This window comes from Corynebacterium sp. HMSC065H09, from assembly GCF_001812845.1.
Lineage (GTDB): Bacteria > Actinomycetota > Actinomycetes > Mycobacteriales > Mycobacteriaceae > Corynebacterium > Corynebacterium jeikeium_D.
In genome coordinates, this window is record NZ_KV810602.1 from 17,288 (window position 1) to 37,609 (window position 20,322).

17 protein-coding genes and 2 tRNA genes are annotated in these 20,322 nt (G+C 61.7%); 14 read left to right on the plus strand and 5 right to left on the minus strand.

All coding sequences use genetic code 11. The features are described from left to right. The coding region (locus HMPREF2878_RS09450) for a DJ-1/PfpI family protein (protein ID WP_371326180.1) at window positions 1–681 on the plus strand (681 nt) is incomplete at its 5' end. A gap of 16 nt (window positions 682–697) precedes the next feature. Here the strand turns inward: HMPREF2878_RS09450 and HMPREF2878_RS09455 are convergent. Both HMPREF2878_RS09455 and HMPREF2878_RS09460 read right to left on the minus strand, forming a co-directional pair. Beyond that, on the minus strand, window positions 698–1,582 hold the full coding sequence (locus HMPREF2878_RS09455; protein ID WP_070566880.1) for a hypothetical protein: 885 nt from the start codon (window positions 1,580–1,582) through the stop codon (window positions 698–700). A gap of 146 nt (window positions 1,583–1,728) precedes the next feature. Continuing rightward, window positions 1,729–1,962, minus strand: coding sequence for a hypothetical protein (locus tag HMPREF2878_RS09460; RefSeq protein ID WP_048734899.1), 234 nt, complete (start codon window positions 1,960–1,962; stop codon window positions 1,729–1,731). A gap of 375 nt (window positions 1,963–2,337) precedes the next feature. Here HMPREF2878_RS09460 and HMPREF2878_RS09465 point away from each other — a divergent pair, with 375 nt between their 5' ends. The 3 genes from HMPREF2878_RS09465 to HMPREF2878_RS09475 all read left to right on the plus strand — a co-directional run bounded on the left by HMPREF2878_RS09465 (window position 2,338) and on the right by HMPREF2878_RS09475 (window position 6,946). Further along, window positions 2,338–3,861 carry a glycoside hydrolase family 1 protein gene (locus tag HMPREF2878_RS09465; RefSeq protein WP_049170990.1) on the plus strand — a complete coding sequence of 508 codons (1,524 nt, stop codon included), beginning with the start codon at window positions 2,338–2,340 and terminating at the stop codon, window positions 3,859–3,861. Continuing rightward, on the plus strand, window positions 3,858–5,165 hold the full coding sequence (locus HMPREF2878_RS09470) for an MFS transporter (protein WP_016422298.1): 1,308 nt from the start codon (window positions 3,858–3,860) through the stop codon (window positions 5,163–5,165). The genes HMPREF2878_RS09465 and HMPREF2878_RS09470 overlap by 4 nt, the downstream gene beginning before the upstream one ends. Window positions 5,166–5,425: 260 nt before the next feature. After that, window positions 5,426–6,946, plus strand: coding sequence for an alpha/beta fold hydrolase (locus HMPREF2878_RS09475; protein ID WP_126107929.1), 1,521 nt, complete (start codon window positions 5,426–5,428; stop codon window positions 6,944–6,946). A 38-nt stretch (window positions 6,947–6,984) separates the two neighbouring features. Here HMPREF2878_RS09475 and HMPREF2878_RS09480 read toward each other — a convergent pair whose 3' ends face one another. Next, complete coding sequence (locus HMPREF2878_RS09480; protein WP_048735147.1) at window positions 6,985–7,197, minus strand: hypothetical protein; 213 nt, start codon at window positions 7,195–7,197, stop codon at window positions 6,985–6,987. Between the two features lie 186 nt (window positions 7,198–7,383). Beyond that, window positions 7,384–7,458 (minus strand) — tRNA-Gly (locus HMPREF2878_RS09485). 563 nt (window positions 7,459–8,021) lie between these two features. Between HMPREF2878_RS09485 and HMPREF2878_RS09490 the strand changes: the two genes are divergently transcribed. From HMPREF2878_RS09490 to clpX, 5 genes are all read left to right on the plus strand, one after another. Next, a tRNA-Pro gene (locus tag HMPREF2878_RS09490) sits at window positions 8,022–8,098 on the plus strand. Further along, window positions 8,071–9,534 (plus strand): trigger factor, encoded by a 1,464-nt coding sequence (gene tig, locus HMPREF2878_RS09495; protein WP_101687704.1) that lies wholly within the window; start codon window positions 8,071–8,073, stop codon window positions 9,532–9,534. Before HMPREF2878_RS09490 ends, tig begins: the two co-directional genes overlap by 28 nt. Window positions 9,535–9,675: 141 nt before the next feature. After that, complete coding sequence (locus HMPREF2878_RS09500) at window positions 9,676–10,248, plus strand: ATP-dependent Clp protease proteolytic subunit (RefSeq protein ID WP_016422302.1); 573 nt, start codon at window positions 9,676–9,678, stop codon at window positions 10,246–10,248. A gap of 46 nt (window positions 10,249–10,294) precedes the next feature. Next, the gene (locus HMPREF2878_RS09505; RefSeq protein WP_369707172.1) at window positions 10,295–10,918 is read left to right on the plus strand and encodes an ATP-dependent Clp protease proteolytic subunit; all 624 of its coding nucleotides are present in this window, start codon (window positions 10,295–10,297) and stop codon (window positions 10,916–10,918) included. 172 nt (window positions 10,919–11,090) lie between these two features. After that, a complete protein-coding gene (gene clpX, locus HMPREF2878_RS09510; protein WP_049190865.1) occupies window positions 11,091–12,353 on the plus strand; it encodes an ATP-dependent Clp protease ATP-binding subunit ClpX in 1,263 nt (420 codons plus the stop codon). Window positions 12,354–12,415: 62 nt separating this feature from the next. Here the strand turns inward: clpX and HMPREF2878_RS09515 are convergent, their stop codons facing one another. Beyond that, on the minus strand, window positions 12,416–13,201 hold the full coding sequence (locus HMPREF2878_RS09515; protein WP_049190863.1) for a TetR/AcrR family transcriptional regulator: 786 nt from the start codon (window positions 13,199–13,201) through the stop codon (window positions 12,416–12,418). Window positions 13,202–13,431: 230 nt separating this feature from the next. Between HMPREF2878_RS09515 and HMPREF2878_RS09520 the strand changes: the two genes are divergently transcribed. The 5 genes from HMPREF2878_RS09520 (at window position 13,432) to ndk (ending at window position 20,086) form a co-directional block, all read left to right on the plus strand. Continuing rightward, window positions 13,432–14,415, plus strand: coding sequence for a malate dehydrogenase (locus HMPREF2878_RS09520; protein ID WP_016422306.1), 984 nt, complete (start codon window positions 13,432–13,434; stop codon window positions 14,413–14,415). Window positions 14,416–14,628: 213 nt separating this feature from the next. Next, window positions 14,629–17,364: a valine--tRNA ligase gene (locus HMPREF2878_RS09525; RefSeq protein WP_070653413.1), complete on the plus strand. Its 2,736-nt coding sequence runs from the start codon at window positions 14,629–14,631 to the stop codon at window positions 17,362–17,364. Between the two features lie 209 nt (window positions 17,365–17,573). Next, window positions 17,574–19,079, plus strand: coding sequence for a bifunctional tetrahydrofolate synthase/dihydrofolate synthase (locus tag HMPREF2878_RS09530; protein WP_224784299.1), 1,506 nt, complete (start codon window positions 17,574–17,576; stop codon window positions 19,077–19,079). Next, complete coding sequence (locus HMPREF2878_RS09535; protein ID WP_016422309.1) at window positions 19,076–19,591, plus strand: DUF4233 domain-containing protein; 516 nt, start codon at window positions 19,076–19,078, stop codon at window positions 19,589–19,591. The genes HMPREF2878_RS09530 and HMPREF2878_RS09535 overlap by 4 nt, the downstream gene beginning before the upstream one ends. 84 nt (window positions 19,592–19,675) lie before the next feature. After that, window positions 19,676–20,086 carry a nucleoside-diphosphate kinase gene (gene ndk / locus HMPREF2878_RS09540; protein WP_038629458.1) on the plus strand — a complete coding sequence of 137 codons (411 nt, stop codon included), beginning with the start codon at window positions 19,676–19,678 and terminating at the stop codon, window positions 20,084–20,086. The last annotated feature ends 236 nt before the right edge of the window (window positions 20,087–20,322 follow it).

Genomic DNA, 20,322 nt, shown 5'->3' on the forward strand with positions numbered 1-20,322 from the left:
CTGTTTCCAGAATATTCTGGAAACAGCCCCTATCGTGTGCTTAGGCGGAGTAGGAATTGGCCTATGGCAAATCCGGAAGCACACCGCCGAGTAACTGTTGTACTGTTCCCCGGGTTCGAACTCTTAGACGTTTTTGGGCCGGTTGGCCTTTTTGGTCATGTCCCAGAGATTGAGGTCGAATATGTCGCCGACATTGCCGGTTCGATAACCAGCGCTCAGGGGGCGGAGGTTATCGCCACGCGCTGCACCGCTGAACTCGAGGCAGTCGATATTCTCCTGGTGCCCGGTGGAGCAGGGAGCAGAACACTAGTTGAGGATGCAGAGTTTTTGGACTGGCTTAAGCACATCGGGTCCCGGGCGCGGTTAGTGGCATCGGTCTGCACGGGGTCGGCACTGCTAGCTGCGGCTGGGCTACTTGAAGGAAAGCGAGCAACTAGTAATAAGTTGGCTTTTAATTGGGCTACCTCGTTCGGAAACGAAGTGACGTGGGTGAAAGAAGCCCGATGGGTTGAAGACGGTAATCGGTGGAGCTCATCAGGAGTTGCAGCAGGTATGGATATGGCTGTTGCTTTAATTAGCAGCATCCTTGGCGAGGAAGCTGGGAGACTTGCCGCCAGAAAAATTGAGTATCGGCCCCAGACAGACGGCACTGTCGATCCTTTTGCGAATCGAGCGAAATAGCGGCGCCGGGCTTTTCCTAAATATCGAAGCCGTCGAATCCTCCGTCGAAGAACCCGCCACCGTCGCTGCCACCATCGCCGCCGCCGAAGAGGCCGTCGAAGAAGCCGCCACCGTCGCCTGCGTCACCAGCATCAGCGGCACCCCCACCGAAGTCGCCGCCGCCAAGGTCATCGCCACCGAAATCGTCTCCACCGAAGTCATCGGAACCAAAGTCCTCGGTGCCGCCGAAGTCGTCAGCGCCGGTGCCCATGCCGCTGGCGAACTCATCAGCGCCGTAGGCAACACCGGCCATACCGTGGAAGAGGGTAGAGAACAGCAGCATCGAGCCTGCGGTCCAGACACCGGTGCGGAGCGCGGACTTCCACCATGGCTCGGAGTACCAACCGGCCGGAACCGGACGGCCAGCGACACGACCACCGGGGTAGTAGTTCGGAGTTTCCGGGGTGGCGTATGGAGAGGCGGTAACCGAGTGGCCTTCGTGCTCAATGGTGCGAGTTTCGGTCACAGAACCAGCGGCCTTCTGCCCCTCCAGCGGTGGCAGTGTCGGCCCCGCCGGCAGGCCCATAATTTCGCGAGCCGCATTGATGTAGTGCAGGCCCTCCAGCGCCGATTCGCGGGCCATTCGCGCCTGTGCCGGGGTGCGCGCAGTAGAAATCTGCGAGGAAGCGGCATTGTAGCGCTCGGATGCGTCAGCAAGAGCCTGCGTGGAAGCCGAATCGGTGCCAGCCAGGTTCAATACCTGTGAGCCCAGTCGCTCAATCCATCGGCGGGCGTCTGCGACGGCGTCTTCCAATTGATTGTTCTGGCGAGCATCAAAGGCCCTGTTAGAGCGGTTTTGAGCCATCGACGCGATGATAATTGCGCCGCCGACGGTGATCGCGATCAGGATTAAAGCCCCCATGGGCTAGGCCTCCAAAAAGGAAATTGCGGGTACTGCTTGTAATTACTTGAGATAACGCATGTAGAGCGAAAAAAGTTCCCGAGCTTACATATCTGTCCGACAGATGTAGCTCGGGAACCAGGAAATGATTGGGTATGGGTAGGTATCTATGATTCGGCGGAGTCGGTGCTCTTGGTGCGGCTCTTCCGATTGGCGTGCCATGCGCGAACTTCTTCGGAATCCCACAGGGTCAACCCATGAAGCTTCGCGACGGGTTCAGGAGCCTTCTTGCGGCCAGCGTAGCTGGTGAAAGTGCCACGTGCGGTGCCGGAAAAAGCAGCGCATTCGACCGCGGTCCATAGTTCGTGTCCAGTATCGGCATCGATAATGGTGGGCTTCATGGTGCCCAGAGTACCCGTAGCACTGGATCCTGAACAGAGGTCAGAAGAATTTCTGGTCCCCGGACGTCGGCTCAGAAAGTAAAAACCGGGAGCAATGCGCCCGGTTGCGTGGAGGGGATGACGGGAATCGAACCCGCGTCTTCAGCTTAGAAGGCTGACAAGTGGGGTTCCTAACGTGATTTTTGATTTTTTTTGGGGGGGGACATCGTCAACAACGGGCCGGGGCTCCGATTCGTTCCAGGGGGAGCGGATTTTTCGCGAACGATCCGGTTGCTCTACTCGGTTGCTTTACGACGACCCCGTCGACGCGCGAAACCCATAATATTTTGTTTGAAAACCAAAAACTAGGCGTGATGTGTGACATAGGATGTCGGCATGTCAACCAATGTGCCTGCCAATGACCGAACTCTCCATCCTCAGCCGCGCACGTCGCCGCTCGCGAAGCCGTTGCATCACGACGTCGATCTGCGGGGTCTGCTGATCGGCACGGCGTCGGCCGCCGGGCAGATCGAGGGCGGTGACGAGAACAACGACTGGTTCGATTGGGCCCGCGAGCCCGGCAACATCGCCGATGGTTCGACCCCGCTGCGCGCCACCGACCACTGGAACCGGTGGCGGGAGGACAACGAGCTCATGGCGTCGCTGGGTCTGCCCATCGCTCGCATCGGCGTGGAGTGGGCGCGTATCGAACCGCGGCCGGGGGAGTTCGACCATGCGGTGCTGGATCGCTACCGTGAGGAGATTGCCGACCTGCGGGACAAGGGGATTCGTCCGCTGGTGACGCTCCATCACTTCGTCAATCCGCTCTGGTTCGCTCGGCGCGGCGGCTTCACCTCCGATGAATCGCCGGCGGCTTTCCTGCGCTATGCGGAGACGACCGTGCGGGCGCTCGACGACCTCGTCGACGAGTGGATCACCGTCAACGAGCCGAACGTGTACGCCACCCAGGCGCACATGTTCCGCTCGGGCCCGCCGGGCAACCGCTCGTGGGGCGACACGATGGCCGTGCTGCGCAACATGGCGGTGTCCCACATCCGCGGTTACGAGGTCATCCACGGCATCCAGGGGGATCGGGCGAAGGTCGGCATCGCCCACCACGCACGGGCGTTCGCGCCGCGCAATCCGCGCAACCCCATCCACCGCGGCCTGGCGCGGATCAATCGGCATCTGTTCCAGGACATCGTCGCCGACGCGCATCTGGCGGGGAAGTTCCATCCGCTGCTGGGCGGGGCGAAGGTCGGCCGCGGGTTGCCGTCGGGCCGCCACCACGACTTCCTGGGCCTGAACTACTACTCGCGCACGGCCGTCGACAAGTTCGACGACGGCACCTTCGTCGGGGCTCCGGTCAACGACCTCGGGTGGGAAATCCACCCCGAGGGCCTGGTCGAATGCGCCCGCGACCTGAACGAGCGTTTCGGCGGACCGGTCTGGATCACCGAAAACGGCACCTGCGATCTCGGCGATCTGGAGCTGTCGGTCGGTGGCGTGGACGCGGGCGTCGAAAAGCCGAATCCGGCCGGGGACTACGCCAACCCGGACGCCGGGGCTGCCGACCGCAGGCTGGAGTCGTTCCGGCCGCGGTTCATCCTGGAGCACCTGCGGGCCATCGCCGAGTCGGACGTGCCCATCGAGCGCTGGTACCACTGGTGCTTCGTGGACAACTGGGAATGGGCCGACGGCGAAGAGCCGCGATTCGGCATCGTCCACCTGGACTACGAGACGCAGGAACGGACGATGAAGCCGTCGGGCCACCTGCTGGCCGAGCTGGCCCGCACCGGGCGGATCACCCCGGAGCTGCACCGGCGCTACACCGCAGGCCGTCGTTACCCCGTCGCGGACGAACACACCGACCCCAACGTGCGGGCGCAGCCGCCGGAGCCGGATGGGGTGCAGGGATGAGCTCCTCCGAACACGCCGGCTCCTCCGAACGCGCCATCTCCGACGTCGGGCGTTTCACCGCCGACCCCGCCCAGCGCACGCCGGTGACCACCGGCTGGATCGTGCGGTACGGCCTGCTGTACCTGGGGCAGAACATCTCGTGGGCAGCGCCGACGCAGCTGTTGTTGGCGCAGCAGATCCTCATCTGGCATCCGGGGGAGAAGGAGGAGAAGTTCGCGCTCCTCATGGCGGTCGGCGGGTTCTTCTCCATCATCGGGCATCCGCTGGCCGGGTGGTTGTCGGACCGCACGGACACGCGCTGGGGCCGCCGCGCCCCGTGGATCCTCTTCGGCGGGCTGGCGGCGGCCGGGTCGCTGGTGTTCCTGGGCGCCGCGCCGGGCTTCATGGCGTTGACCATCGGGTGGGCGGTGTTCCAGCTGGCCATCGCGGCGTCAATCAACGCGGCCCAGGCGGTGGCGCCGGATACGGTGCCGGACAATCAGTACGGCGTGGTCTCGGGTGTGCTGGGGCTGACGTACACCCTCGGCGTGGTGCTGGGCACCGTCGTGGCCACGGTGTTCGACCTGGGGCTGGCGTACATCGTCACCGCGGCGCTGCTGCTGGTGCTCATCGGCCAGTTCCTGCCGGGCTTCCGCGACGTGTCCCGGGTGCGGTCGCAGGCGGCCGCATCTCCGGTGCTTGACGACGCCGGCGGGGACGCTGACGCCGTGGTGCCCGCCGTCGCCGAGGTGCCCGGAGGGCTCTACCGCGACTTCACGTGGGTGTTCATCGCCCGGTTCCTGGTGACCACGGGCAACTCGGTCGCGTTGTTCTACCTGTTCTATTACCTGCGCGATCACATCGGCCACCCCGATCCGGATGCCGGCGTACTCGTCCTCACCGGCGCGTATGCCCTGTGCGTCATCGTCACCGCGATCCTGTCGGGCAAAGTGTCCGACAAGATGGGCAAGCGCCGGGTGTTCGTGGCGTTGTCGTCGATGGGCGTCGCCGGGGCCTGCGCGATCATGGCGTTCGCCGGGAGCTTCGCCATGGTCGTCGGCGCGGCGGTGCTGTTGGGTCTGTCGTGGGGCGTGTTCATGGCCGTCGATCAGGCCCTGATCAACCAGGTGCTGCCCAAGGCCGATGAGCGCGGGCGTGACGTGGGCGTCATGAACCTCGCCGTCGCCGGCCCGAACATGGCCGCCCCGGTGCTCGCCGCCTTCGCGTTGGCGAACCTCGGCGGGTACCCCGGCCTGTACGTTTTCGCGGGCGCGCTCACCGCCGTCGGTGCGGTGCTGGTGTACCGGGTGCGGTCCGTGCCCTGATCTCCGTGCGTTGAACAGCGTGCGGCCGGTGCCTTAATCTTCGTGCCTTGAACGGCGTGCGGTCGGCGTTACGGTTTGATACCGTTCGTTGCAGTCGATGAAAGGTGTTTATCCCCGTGCGCCCCACGAAGAAGTTGTCCCCCGCCGCATTCGGCGCAGCGTCCCCCGCCGTCTCCTCTGTGGAGACCGGTGCCGAGGCCCGGTCCGCGAGCCGAGTCTCAGCGGCCCCGTCGTCCCGGACGTCCTTCGTCCGCAGGGCGTTGGCCCCGGTCACGGCGCTCGCGCTGGCGGGCACGTTGCTGTCGGTGCCGCAGGCGTCGGCCGGCGGCTCCGCCGGTCCGGCCGATCTCGGCGGGTTGGACTGGGGCGCGTGCCCGACCGCGGCGATGACCGCGCCGGGCACCGTGTGCGCGGACATCGACGTGCCACGTGATTATTCCGACCCGGAGGGCGCGACGATTTCCCTCACTGTCAGCCGGGTTCCGGCGACGGGGGAGCGCCGTGGCGTCATCGCAGGCAATCCGGGCGGCCCCGGCGGCGACGCGTTGGGAATGTTCTCCGACGAGGCCGTGAGGATGCCGACCGCCGTCCGGGAGCACTTCGACCTCATCGCCGTCGAGCCGCGCGGCCTGGCCTGGGGCACCCCGCTGAACTGCAACGTGGCGGACATCCCGATGACGGGTCTGCTCTCCGGGCAGGTCGGCGCGATGTACGCCTCCTGCGAAGCCAATGAACCGGGATACGCGGCGACCATCACCACGGAGAACACCGCTCGCGATCTCAACCATGTCCGCGACGTGCTCGGCCAGGACGTCATGCACCTCTACGGCCTGTCCTACGGCACGGATCTGATGAGCACGTACGCGACCCTGTTCCCGGACAAGACGGGCCGGATGGTGCTGGATTCCTCGGTCGATCCTGCCGACCGTTACTTTCGGCTCGGAGACTCGCGCGAGCCGTGGCGCCGCGAGGCTCTCAACGCGATGTTCCAGTGGATCGCCGACCGTGACGACGAGTACGGCCTGGGCACCACCGCCCTGCAGGTGTACGCGCGCTGGTCGCAGCGCATCAACGAGGAGGTTGGCGCGCCGGGTCAGGTCTACCCGCCGCCGACGCAGGTGGGCGACGTGCCCGCCGCCTTCGCCGACGACCCGGAGGCGTTCATGCAGCTGGCCGACGGCGTTCTGCCCGTCGCGTGGCGCAGCCATTCCTTCGCGGCGAACCTGATGCGCCCCGGCGCCGGCAATCAGTCGGTGCTGCTGCAGCAGACCTTCGCGGCGACGTACTCGGAGAGCATGTGGCCCGACATCGCCGACGCCGTGGTCACCGGCGAGGTGGAGACCCCCGAACTACCCGAGGGCGTGACCCCGGAAGACATGATGGCGCAGACCGAGGCGATGGGAACCATCGAGCGGGCGATCATCTGCAACGACAACGTCACCGCCGCCGACCCGTCCCGCATTCCCCGCACGTACCTCGACCAGTTCACCGGCGGCGACATCTTCCGCCTCAACGCCGATGCGCTGTCGTCGGGGCAGCTATGCCTCGGCTGGCCGGGGCAGGGCGCTGCCGTGGAACTCAGCGGCGACGCCCTCGAGTCGAAGCCGCTGCTGCTCCACTACGACCGCGATGCGGCGGTGACCGGCACGGGCGGCCGCGCGATGCAGGCGGTCATGGGCGGCGAGCTCATCGAGCTGCCGGGCCACGGCCACGGCGTGCTCGTCGCCCACAACGACGCCGACGAGATCGCCAACGTCGTCGCCGCCCACTACTTGGGCTGACCGGTCATGCCGGGCTGACCGGTCCGAGATTGGGCCGGCTACTTGCCCTTCGCCTCGTGGCCTTTCTGCCACTCGCGCACGTCGTCGGAGTTCCGCGGGTTCAGCCCGTGGAGCTTCGCCGCCGGCACCGGCGCTTTGCCACGGCCCGCATAGCTGGTGAACGTGCCGCGCGCGGTACCGGTGAACTCCGCGCATTCGGCGACGGTCCACAGCTCGACGCCGGTGTCCTTGTCGATGATGCGAGGATTCATGCCGCCGGGACTAGTTGTGCGTGACGACGGCAAAAGACCCGACATGACAGTGCCACCGACTTGTTACCGACGCTGTATGAAACCGTGACGCGCGCACGCGGTCGTGACATGCCTGTGACGGATTTCGGGACGGATCCCGTCAAAAAGAAGAACACCCTCCGACGCTGGCCGGAGGGTGCTTTCACATGGAGGGGATGACGGGAATCGAACCCGCGTCTTCAGCTTGGAAGGCTGAGGTATTAGCCACTATACGACATCCCCATAGACAGAAATCCGGTTTAGATGCGCACTCGCCTCAACCAGACCGTGTCTTGGTACAAGGCATATTAACTCGTTAAAGCGCACATACAAAAATCGATGCCAGGTTTTTCTCGAAGGATTTAAAGAAAAGTGGCTGTGGCCGGGAAAAACAGAAAATGAAACTAAAGCAATATGGGGTATATGAAACAGGCGTATAGCCGTTGATTACACTGTCACACGACTCAACAAAGGGGCAGTCGTTTTAGGCGGCTTCTTTGGGGAGTCGGCCGACGAATGGAGTGTTTGCAGTAAACGAGGCCGCCAAAAGCAGTGCCGAGGTGATGCAAACGCCCTGTGATATGCATGGTTTTCATGAAACCGGTAGTAGTTGGCAGGTTGGCTCTCGATGGCGTCGTAAAGCGTTTTCAGACAGAGCATTAGCCTGGTTGAACGCGTGGTTTTGTGATTTCATTAATCGTCAGGTAAATCTATACGGGTCCGTTGTGGAAACGCGATTTCGCGCCTATGAGGGCCCCGGTGCAGATGCTCCAAAGGGGTTTCTGCTAGGTTTCGAATGACGCATACGGGGTATGGCGCAGCTTGGTAGCGCGTCCGCTTTGGGAGCGGAAGGCCGTGGGTTCAAATCCCGCTACCCCGACCAGTATCACGGGCACTCCCGTGGTCTATGAATTAATCATCGAGTTGCAGGAGAGTGCACCAGTGAAGTCTTCCGTTGAGAAGCTCAATGAGACCCGAGTGAAGATTACCGTCGAGGTCCCGTTTGACGAGCTGAAGCCAGAGTTCGACAACGCCTACAAGGCACTGGCTCAGCAGGTCCAGATTCCGGGCTTCCGTAAGGGCAAGGCACCTGCAAAGTTGATTGAGGCCCGCTTCGGCCGCGGCCCAATCCTGGAGCAGGTGCTCAACGACATGGTTCCGTCCCGCTACGACGAGGTCGTTCGCGAGGAGGACCTGAAGGTTATCGGTCAGCCTGAGGTCGACATCACCAAGCTGGAAGACGGCGAGCTCGTTGAGTTCACCGCTGAGGTCGACGTCCGTCCGGAGATTGAGCTGCCGAAGTTCGAGGACATCGCAGTTGAGGTTGATCCGCTGGTCGCCGACGACGAAGCTGTTGAGGCTGAGCTGCAGAACCTGCTCGCTCGTTTCGGCACCCTGACCGGCGTCGAGCGTGCAGTCGAAAAGGACGACTTCGTCTCCATCGACCTGTCCGCCACCATCGACGGCGAAGAGCTGGAAGAGGCCTCCACCGAGGGCCTGTCCTACCAGGTCGGCTCCGATGACCTGATTGACGGCCTGGATGACGCTGTTGTCGGCCTGTCCCAGGGCGAGTCCAAGGAGTTCACCACCAAGCTGGTTGCTGGCGAGCACGAGGGCGAGGACGCTCAGGTCACCGTTACCGTTCAGTCCGTCAAGGTCCGCGAGCTGCCGGAAGCTGACGACGACTTCGCTCAGATGGCTTCCGAGTTCGACACCATCGACGAGCTGAAGGAAGATTTGGCTCGCCAGGTTGAGAACACCAAGAAGGGTGAGCAGGCTCAGCAGGTTCGCGACAAGGTTCTGGCTGCCGCTATGGAGCAGACCACCATCGCTCTGCCGGAGGGTGTTGTCAAGGAGCAGGTCGAGGGCCAGCTGCAGCAGCTGCTGGGTCAGTTCGGCGGCGACGAGAAGGTTCTGAACTCCATGCTGGAGGCACAGGGCACCACCCGTGAGCAGTTCGACGAGGACTCCAAGAAGTCCGCTGAGGAAGCTGTCCGCACCCAGCTGTTCCTGGACGCACTGGCTGAAGAGATCCAGCCGGATGTTTCTCAGCAGGAACTCACCGACCACATCCTGTTCACTGCTCAGTCTTACGGCATGGACCCGAACCAGTTCATCCAGCAGATTCAGCAGTCCGGCCAGCTCGGCAACCTGTTCGCAGACGTTCGCCGCGGCAAGGCTCTGGCTACCTCGATCCTGAAGGCTTCCGCCAAGGACACCGAGGGCAACGAAATCGACCTGAACGAGTACTTCGGTGAGGTCGAGCCGGAGGCTGAGAAGGCTGAGTCCGACAAGGCTGAGGACACCTCCGCTGAGTAAGCCCCGCAATTAGCGCGGCGCGTTCGACATGACGCAACGCTTATAGCGAACAAGGGCCGTTCCCGAAACAAAGGGGCGGCCCTTTTCGTTACCCTCTAATGAACGACAAAACTCGCACACGTACGAAAAAGGAGTACACCGATGAGCGATAACGCCCAGATGTCGACGAACACGGTTTTCGACAAGCTGCTCAAGGAGCGCATTATTTGGCTGGGTGAGCAGGTCGACGACGAGATTGCCAACAAGCTCTGCGGTCAGATGCTGCTCCTGGCAGCTGAGGACCCAGAGGCGGATATCTCGCTGTACATCAACTCCCCGGGTGGCTCCGTCACCGCCGGCATGGCCATTTACGACACCATGCAGTTTGTTCCGTGCGACGTGGCTACCTACGGCATGGGCTTGGCAGCTTCCATGGGCCAGTTCCTGCTCGCCGCAGGTGCTAAGGGCAAGCGTTACGCGCTGCCGCACGCCCGCATTATGATGCACCAGCCATCTGCAGGTATCGGCGGAACCGCATCCGACATCACCATTCAGGCTGAGCAGTTCGCTGCCACCAAGAAGGAGATGGCTCGTCTGATCGCGCAGCACACCGGTCAGCCGGTTGAGCGCATTGAGGAAGACTCGGACCGCGACCGCTGGTTTACCGCAGCTGAGGCTAAGGAATACGGCCTGGTTGACCACGTCGTGACCGCCCTCAAGGACACCGCACGCTAAAAGCGGACAGTAGCGAATAATTAGAGGCGATTTAATCAACATGGAGATGAACAATATGCAGATGCCGCAGTCGCGCTACGTGCTTCCTTCTTTCGTGGAGCACTCCAGCTTTGGTGCTAAGGAATCCAACCCATACAACAAGCTCTTCGAAGAGCGCATTATCTTCCTCGGCTCCCAGGTCGACGATACTGCCGCTAACGACATCATGGCGCAGCTGCTGGTGCTCGAGGGGCTGGACCCGGATCGTGACATCACGATGTACATCAACTCCCCAGGTGGCTCCTTCACGTCGCTGATGGCCATCTACGACACGATGCAGTACGTGCGTCCCGACGTGCAGACGGTGTGCCTGGGCCAGGCTGCTTCCGCGGCAGCCGTCCTGCTCGCTGCGGGTGCACCGGGTAAGCGTGCAGCTCTGCCGAATGCGCGCGTGCTCATTCACCAGCCGGCCACCCAGGGTATCCAGGGCCAGGTTTCCGACCTGGAGATTCAGGCGAACGAGATCGAGCGCATGCGCAAGCTGATGGAGGAGACTCTGGCTCGCCACTCCGGTCGCACTGCAGAGCAGATCCGCAAGGACACCGACCGTGACAAGATCCTGACCGCTGAAGAGGCCGTCGAGTACGGCATCATCGACCAGGTCTTCGAGTACCGCAAGCACAACGCTTAAAAGGGGACATGGTCTCTCTGGCGTGCTGCGCACTGGCCGTCGTAAAGCGCCGAGCGAGATTGCGTGAAATTCGCCTCGCCCTGGCGTGGAAGCCGGTAATTGCGCACACTCACGGTAGGCTGGTCTGAAGCAATTATTGGCAACGAAGCGGAAAGGCGGCGGCGGGAGCCTCATGGCGCGTATGCAAGAAAGTGCGGATTTGCTGAAGTGCTCTTTCTGTGGAAAGAGTCAGAAGCAGGTCAAGAAGCTGATTGCCGGACCTGGTGTGTACATCTGTAATGAGTGCATCGAGCTCTGCAACGAGATCATCGAAGAGGAGCTCAACACCGGCGGCGAGGCAACTGGCAACGACGACCGCCTGCCGCGGCCGATGGAAATTCGAGACTTCCTCGATGAGTACGTCATCGGCCAGGACATGGCTAAGCGCACCCTAGCGGTAGCGGTCTACAACCACTACAAGCGCCTTCGTGCTGCGGAGACCAAGTCGGACAACGACGTCGAGCTGCAGAAGTCGAACATCCTCTTGCTGGGGCCGACTGGCTGCGGCAAGACGTACCTCGCGCAGACACTGGCTCGCAAGCTGGATGTGCCGTTCGCGATTGCTGACGCCACCAGCCTGACCGAGGCCGGCTATGTCGGTGAGGACGTGGAGAACATCCTGCTGAAGCTGCTGCAGGCGACTGATTTCGACGTCGAGAAGGCACAGCGCGGCATCATTTACGTCGATGAGATTGACAAGATTTCGCGCAAGTCCGAGAACACTTCCATCACTCGCGATGTCTCCGGTGAAGGTGTGCAGCAGGCGCTGCTGAAGATTCTCGAGGGAACCGTAGCCGCCGTGCCCCCGCAGGGTGGGCGCAAGCTGCCGAACCAGGAGTTCATTCAGTTCGACACTTCCAACGTCCTGTTCATCGTCGCCGGTGCGTTTGCCGGTCTGGAAAAGGTCGTTCAGGAGCGAGTCGGCAAGAAGGGCCTGGGCTTCGGAGCAGATGTCACCTCGGCTAACGACGAGGACATGAAGGATCCATTCCGCGACGTGCTGCCGGAGGACCTCGTTCGATTCGGCCTGATTCCCGAGTTCATTGGCCGCCTGCCCGTTATCGCATCGGTCACCAACCTCGATGAGGACGCGCTGGTTCGCGTACTCACCGAGCCCAAGAACTCCCTGGTCCGCCAATACCAGCACCTGTTCGACATGGATGGTGTGCGCCTCACCATCGACGACGAGGCACTGCGCGCCATTGCTGCCAAGGCGATTAGCCGCAATACCGGCGCCCGTGGTCTGCGCGGCATCATGGAAGAAATCTTGGTTCCCGTGATGTTCGACGTACCAGAGCGTGACGACGTTGCGGAGGTCATTGTCCACAAGGAATGCATCACGGACGGTGCAGCGCCAGAACTCGTTGAACGCAGCGCGGACAAGAAGACTGCGTAAAGGTAGCTGAAAACCCGGTTAGAGCGCCTGCTCTAACCGGGTTTTGATGTCTGTGGGGAGCCCTAGTCGTCCATGCCGTAGATGTCGCGGTAATCCGGGGCATCATCAGCAGCCAAGTCCTGAGTCTCTGGGTTGGGCTGATCGCCATAGACCTCTGCGCCAAGCGCGGACGAGTTCGCGCCATGGGAGGCCAGCAAGGAAGTGTACGAGCTTCCCGGTTCGTTGCGAGGCGAGGATGTCAACAGGCTGGTCACGGTGTCCTGTGCGAACTCACGCAGCTTGTCCGACAGCACCGTCGACTGCATTTCAATGCCGTAGAGGTTTTCAAAAGTCCGTTGGTGCAGGGTGGGGAAGGTGGCCAGTGAGAGCACGAGAATATAAAGATCAAGTGCGGAAATGTCAGTGCGGAATGCACCGTAATCGCGGCCGAGCAACAAGATGCGGTCAAACTCCAAAACAATTGGGCTCTGACCACCAAGCCCAGTCACGCCTTCTAGCGGCAGGACCGGATGTAGGTTTTCCTGGATGATGAACCGCACGGCGAGCGGGTTCGCCGAGAAGTAGTCATAGATAACACCGACCACATGCTGCAGGGCTTCCACCGGCACATTGGAGTGCGGGCGCAGGTCGTCGTCGTCAGGCCTTACGGTCTCCAGCACATGTGCCCACGTCGCCCTGTAGAGTCCCAACTTGTCACCACAGTGGTAGTGAAGCATGCGCTTGGAGACACCAGAGGCGGCAGCAATGGCATCCAAACGGGCATCTGCATACCCCTTTGCGGTGAATTCTTGAAGTGCTGCCACCAAGACTGCATGGGGGATTGCATCAGAGGAGCCTGGAGACTTCATGAAAATCCTTTGCTTGGACTAGAGAGAGACTAAGGGGTTTTGGCTATCTAACGGGGGTGAAATTGGTCAGTCGCGGACTTCTTTCTAGTGAAATGAGTACACGACCGTAAGTCATGCCTAATGCTATCCGTTTTTCAGAAATGGCCTGAGCGCATCGCCCCCGTCTGCGCCAATTCTGTAGTCGCATTAGAGTGGGCAGCGAATTGATTCTCTCTCGAGAAAGGCCTGAAGTGAACAAGACTCCCGTAAAGGTTGCAGTTACCGGCGCCGCCGGACAGATCGCTTACTCCCTGCTCTTCCGCATTGCCAGCGGTTCGGTTTTCGGCCCTGAGACCCCGGTTGAGTTGAACCTGCTGGAGATCACTCCGGCGCTGCACGCCACCGAAGGCGTCGCCATGGAGCTGTTTGACTCCGCCTTCCCGCTTCTGACTGGCATCAACATCACCGATGATCCGGCAAAGGCATTCGACGGTGCCAACGCCGCCTTCCTGGTCGGTGCAAAGCCGCGCGGCAAGGGCGAGGAGCGCTCCGCACTGCTGGGCGCCAACGGCAAGATCTTCGGCCCGCAGGGTGCTGCACTGAATGATCACGCAGCAGACGACATCAAGGTTCTGGTTGTCGGCAACCCGGCCAACACCAACACCATGATTGCCGCATCCCACGCTAAGGACATCCCGGCAGAGCGCTTCACCGCCATGATGCGCCTGGACCACAACCGTTCCCTGTCTCAGCTGTCGGAAAAGATTGGTGTTCCGACCACTGAGATCAAGAACATGATTGTCTGGGGTAACCACTCCGCAGACCAGTTCCCGGACATCACCTACGCCACCATTGCAGGCGAGAAGGTCTCCGACAAGGTGGACGCTGCGTGGGTCGAGCAGGACTTCATTCCGCGTGTCGCCAAGCGTGGCGCAGAAATCATCGAGGTCCGTGGTTCCTCCTCCGCAGCTTCCGCTGCCGCAGCCGCAGTTGACCACATGCGTGACTGGGTCACGGGTACCCCAGAGGGCGAGTGGGTCTCTGTCGCCCTTCCGTCCGATGGCTCCTACGGCATCGACGAGGGCCTGGTCGCTGGTGTTCCGTGCTACGCCAAGGACGGCGAGTGGGTTCGCGTTGAGGGCCTGGATCTCTCCGAGGTTCAGCGCGCTGGCATCGAGCGCAACGTCAAGGCACTGCGCGAAGAGCGCGAGGCTGTTAAGGACCTGCTGGTCTAAGAGCTGTTCAACGGCCGTTTAGAGGCGCTCTCTTGTGATGATTTCACAAGAGAGCGTTTTTATTTTGCGCGGTAATCGCGGTTTGGCTCGGAGCGGGAGAAAGGCTTGAATTAGGCGGTGTATAAGTCGCTGATGGCAGATATGGGTGGGGCGCAAGGGCCGTCGTAAAGCCCCTGGAAAACCAAATCCGGGCAAGGCGCTAAGATGTGACGCGTGACTGAGAACAACGTGGACCTAAACAGAGCAGATAAGTTGCCCAAGTCGTGGAACCCGGCTGACGTGGAGTCGGACCTGTACCAGGGCTGGGTAGACGCTGGCTATTTCGAGGCTGATCCGTCTAGCTCCAAGCCGGCTTACTCTATTGTGCTGCCCCCGCCGAATGTGACGGGTCAGCTGCACATGGGCCACGCACTGGACCACACTTTGATGGATGCGCTGGTGCGCCGTAAGCGCATGCAGGGCTACGAGGTGCTGTGGCTGCCGGGTATGGACCACGCGGGTATCGCAACGCAGACCAAGGTCGAGGCGATGCTGAAGGAGTCCGAAGGTAAGGACCGCTTCGATTACGGCCGCGAGGAATTCGTGGAGAAGGTCTGGGAGTGGAAGCACGATTACGGCGGACGTATCGGCAACCAGATGCGCCAGATTGGTGACTCCCTGGATTGGTCACGTGAGCGCTTCACTCTGGACGAGGGCCTGTCCCGTGCGGTTCAGACGATTTTTAAGGAACTGTTTGACCGCGGCCTGATTTACCGCGCCAAGCGCATGGTCAACTGGTCGCCAGTGCTGCAGACTGCAATCTCGGATATTGAGGTCAAGTACGAGGACGCTGAAGGCGAGCTCGTGTCTTTCCGCTACGGCGATGGGGAGGACTCCATTGTTGTGGCGACGACTCGTGTGGAGACGATGCTGGGTGACGTGGCAATTGCCGTGCACCCGGAGGATGAGCGCTACACGCACCTGGTGGGCAAGGTTCTGGACCACCCGTTCCGCGAGGACCTGAAGATTCAGGTCATCGCCGATGACTACGTGGACCGCGAGTTCGGTACCGGCGCGGTGAAGATCACGCCGGCGCACGATCCGAATGACTTCGCTATGGGCCAGCGCCACGACCTGGATATGCCGGAGGTCATCGACACCACTGGCCGTATCTTCAACACTGGCACGCGTTTCGACGGCATGGATCGTGCAGAGGCCCGTACTGCGCTGACGGAGGCGCTGCGTGAGCAGGGACGCATTGTCAAGGAGATTCGCCCGTATGTTCACTCGGTTGGTCACTCGGAGCGCTCGGGTGAGCCGATTGAGCCGCTGCTGAGCTTGCAGTGGTTCGTTAAGGTCGATGAGCTGGCCAAGATGTCCGGCGATGCTGTTCGCGAGGGCGACACGGTTATTCACCCGGCTTCGCAGGAGCCGCGCTGGTTCGACTGGGTCGATGACATGCACGACTGGTGTATTTCCCGTCAGCTGTGGTGGGGCCACCGCATCCCGATCTGGTACGGCCCGAATGGCGAGGTCGTCTGTGTCGGCCCGGATGATGAGGTCCCGACGGGCGACGGCTGGACGCAGGATCCGGATGTGCTGGATACCTGGTTCTCCTCTGCGCTGTGGCCGTTTTCCACGATGGGTTGGCCGGACGCCACCCCAGAGCTGGAGAAGTTCTACCCGACATCCGTGCTGGTCACCGGCTACGACATTCTGTTCTTCTGGGTCGCGCGCATGATGATGTTCTCGACCTTTGCTGCCACCCTGCCTGATTCACCGCTGGGCAAGGGTCGCGACGGTCGTCCGCAGGTGCCGTTCAAGGATGTCTTCCTGCACGGTCTGGTCCGCGATGAGCAGGGTCGCAAGATGTCGAAGTCTCTCGGCAACGGCATTGACCCGCTGGACTGGGTGCGTGATTACGGTGCGGACGCACTTCGCTTCACGCTGGCTCGTGGCGCTAACCCGGGCTCTGACCTGCCGGTCGGTAACGACGCCGCACAGAGCTCCCGTAACTTCGCTACCAAGCTGTTCAACGCCACCCGCTTTGCACTGATGAACGGTGCCCACGTGGGCGAGCTGCCGGACCGCGACCAGCTCACCGACACCGACCGCTGGATCCTGGACCGCCTGGAACAGGTCCGCGCCGAGGTTGACGCTGCGCTGGATAAGTACGAGTTCTCCAAGGCCAACGAGGCCCTCTACCACTTCGCATGGGACGAGGTCTGTGACTGGTACCTGGAGATGACCAAGGTTGACTTCCCGCGCCTGAACGACGGCGAGACCATGACCGAGGAGCAGGCCGCCCGCGCCGCCTCCACTCGTCTGGTTCTCGGCCGCGTGCTGGATACGCTGCTGCGTCTGCTGCACCCGTCCATGCCGTTCGTCACGGAGACGCTGTGGAAGGCGCTTACCGACGGCGCGGAGGGCTTCGAGGATTCTCTGGTTATTTCCGCCTGGCCGGATGCAACCATGACCACCGACAGCGCTGCTGTCGACGAGGTTGCCGCACGTCGTATTGCCGATGCCCAGAAGTTGGTCACCGAGCTGCGTCGTTTCCGCAATGACCAGGGTGTGAAGCCGTCGCAGCGCGTGCCGGCACGCATGAACCTGGCGGATGCTGATCTGACTGCTCAGGAAGAGATGATTCGTTCGCTGGCTCGTGCTGAGGCGCCGGAGGATGGATTCACCGCTACCGCTTCCATTGAGGTGCGCCTGTCTCAGGCCACTGTCCTGATCGAGCTGGATACCTCCGGCACCGTCGACGTGGCCGCTGAACGCAAGCGCCTGGAAAAGGACCTGGCCAAGGCAGAGAAGGAACTGGCCGGCACCGAGAAGAAGCTCGGCAACGAGGCCTTCCTGTCCAAGGCTCCGGAGCAGGTCGTGGAGAAGATTAAGACTCGCCACCAGTTCGCACTGGAGGAGATTGACCGTATTAAGGCTCGTTTGGAGGGACTTCCGCAGGCATGACCGATCCACGGGATGCTGAACCACGTGATGAGGCCGCAGGCGAGATTCGTTTGAGTCTTGGCGGCGGCGACGATTCGGTGACGCAGGAAGAGTCTGCGATGCGAGAAGAGTCCACCGCAGCGCGTGAGTTCGAATTCGATCCGGCTGACTCTCAGATCGTCGAGGACCTCGAACCTCGTGAAATCGCCGGTGTGATGGCTGATGGCCGCATGCCCGATGACATGCGCCTCGGTGAGGTCTCCGTGTCCGAGGAAGGCCTGAGCCTGCCGGTGGATGTGGATCGCCCAGTCAACGAGCCGGCTCCGCTGGAGGCCACCGCAGAGGAACTGCGCGAACTCGCAGAGGTGGAAGCCGAGCTGGATCAGCGCTGGCCGGAGACCAAGATTGACCCGTCGCTCGAGCGGATCGAGATGTTGATGGACATCCTTGGCCATCCTGAGCGTGCCACTCCGGTCATTCACGTTGCCGGCACGAATGGCAAGACTTCCACTGTGCGCATGATTGAGTCGCTGGTGCGCGCTCTCGGTCGTCGCACCGGCCGCACCACCAGTCCGCATCTGCAGCTGGTTACCGAGCGCATCGCCATCGATGGCCAGCCCATTCATCCACGCGATTACGTGCGCATCTGGCGCGAGATTCAGCCCTACGTGGAAATGGTTGACGCCAAGTCCGCCGAAAAGGGCGGCCCGCAGATGAGTAAGTTCGAGGTCCTCACGGCCATGGCCTACGCTGCCTTCGCCGACGCTCCTGTCGATGTCGCCGTGGTGGAAGTCGGCATGGGTGGCACATGGGATGCGACCAACGTGGTGGAGGCCGACGTGGCAGTCATCTGCCCAATTGGTCTCGATCACACGGAGTACCTCGGCGATACCCTGGTTGAAATCGCTGCTGAGAAGGCCGGCATCATCAAGTCGCGGTGGAATAAGGACGACTTGCTCACGCCACCGGACAATGTCGCCATTGTCGGCGAGCAAGAGCCGGAAGCAATGGACGTCGTTTTGCGACGTGCCGTGGAAATGGACGCCTCCGTCGCCCGCGCCGGAGTTGAGTACGGCGTCGTCAGTCATCAGCTGGCGGTCGGCGGGCAGAACCTGACGCTCAAGGGCCTGGCCGGCGAGTATGACGATATCCATCTGCCGCTGCACGGTCCGCATCAGGCGCGTAACGCAGCCACAGCACTGGCTGCGGTGGAGGCGTTCTTCGGCGCAGGTCCGGGGCGTCCGCTCAACATTGATGCGGTTCGCGAAGGCTTTGCGACGGTCGCATCGCCCGGCCGTCTGGAGCGCGTGCGCTCGACCCCGACGGTGTTTATCGATGCCGCCCACAATCCGCACGGTGCCCGTGCGCTACGCACGGCCCTCTCCGCTGAGTTCGACTTCCGCCGTGTGATTGGTGTGCTGTCGGTGCTGGGGGAGAAGGATGCTCGTGGGCTGCTGGTGGAGCTGGAGCCTTACTTCGAAGAAGTGGTTATTACCCAGAACACATCGCCGCGTGCGCTGCACTACGACGACCTGGCTGACCTCGCGGAGGAGATTTTCGGCGAGGAGCGCGTGCATCGCGTACCGACTCTGCCGTCCGCCGTTGAGCTAGCTGTAGCGCTGGCTGAGGAAACCGACACCGGAGACGGTATTGTCTCTGGTTCCGGTGTGATCGTCACTGGATCTGTTGTCACTGCGGGCGAAGCCCGGACACTATTTGGAAAGGACCCGCAATGAGCGAATCTCAGGCGAGCCAGCCACAGGGCAATGGCGCGGAGGATTACACCGCTGCCGACCGCGAGGCCCTGCGCGCCTACCGCGAGGGGCGTGACCTGAGTGAGGGCGGCAAGTATGGCCCGCTCGGTGCGGGACACGATCCGGCTAAGGACCCGCTGAAGGGTCTGCGCGGTGTTATGTCCGGCACGCTGATTATGCAGGCTATCTCGGTGCTGCTTGGTCTGACTGTGGTCACGCGCATTCCCGACGGTCAGATTAACCAGACCTTCTCGGTTACGTACATCACCATCCTGGGCCTGGCTCTGATTGCGATGGCTTTCCTGCAGAAGCAGCCCTGGGCGCTGAAGGCCAACATTGTACTGCAGGTCTTTGGTGTGCTGGCTATTTTCACACACGTGTCGATGGGCGTGGTGGGTATCTTCTTCGCACTAGTGTGGGCCTACATTCTGCACCTGCGGAAGAACCTCATCCAGCGTATGGAGCGCGGTCTGTTGACCACCCAGCACTCGTAGATCTCCCGCGCTCGTAGTCGCGACTTTCACCCCGCTGCACCACCACTCCGGTGCAGCGGGGTTTGTCATAGTATGATGCTCACCATGACTGAACGTACTCTTATTCTGATCAAGCCGGACGGCGTTTCCCGCGGTCTGGTCGGCGAAGTTATCTCCCGCATTGAGCGTAAGGGCCTGAAGCTGGTCGCGCTTGACCTCCGTGTTGCTGACGAGGCAACTGCGAAGGAGCACTACGCAGAGCACGTCGATAAGCCGTTCTTTGGTGAGCTGGTTGATTTCATCACCTCTGCACCGCTGGTCGCTGGTGTTATCGAGGGCCCGAACGCAATCGCTGCTTGGCGTCAGCTCGCTGGCGGCACTAACCCGGTTGAGGCCGCAACTCCGGGCTCCATCCGCGGTGACTTCGCACTTGAGGTTGCTAACAACGTTGTTCACGGTTCCGATTCCCCGGAGTCCGCTGAGCGCGAGATTGGTATTTGGTTCCCGAACCTCTAAACGTTGACGGTTCAGCATTGACCCGTGAGCGTTGAACTGGCGCCGAACTGAGCAAGCAATTGTTTGCCGGTTCGGCGCTTTTTGCTTGTCGACGACCGTGGGGCGGCCCTTCAGCGGGCTGCACGTGTGAATGCGGGCACGGGCTGCAAATGTGAAACTGTAGGAGTTTATGACACTTTCCGGCAATTTTTCAGGCCATTTCTGTCATAAACGCAGTCAGTAACTCGGATTGGCCC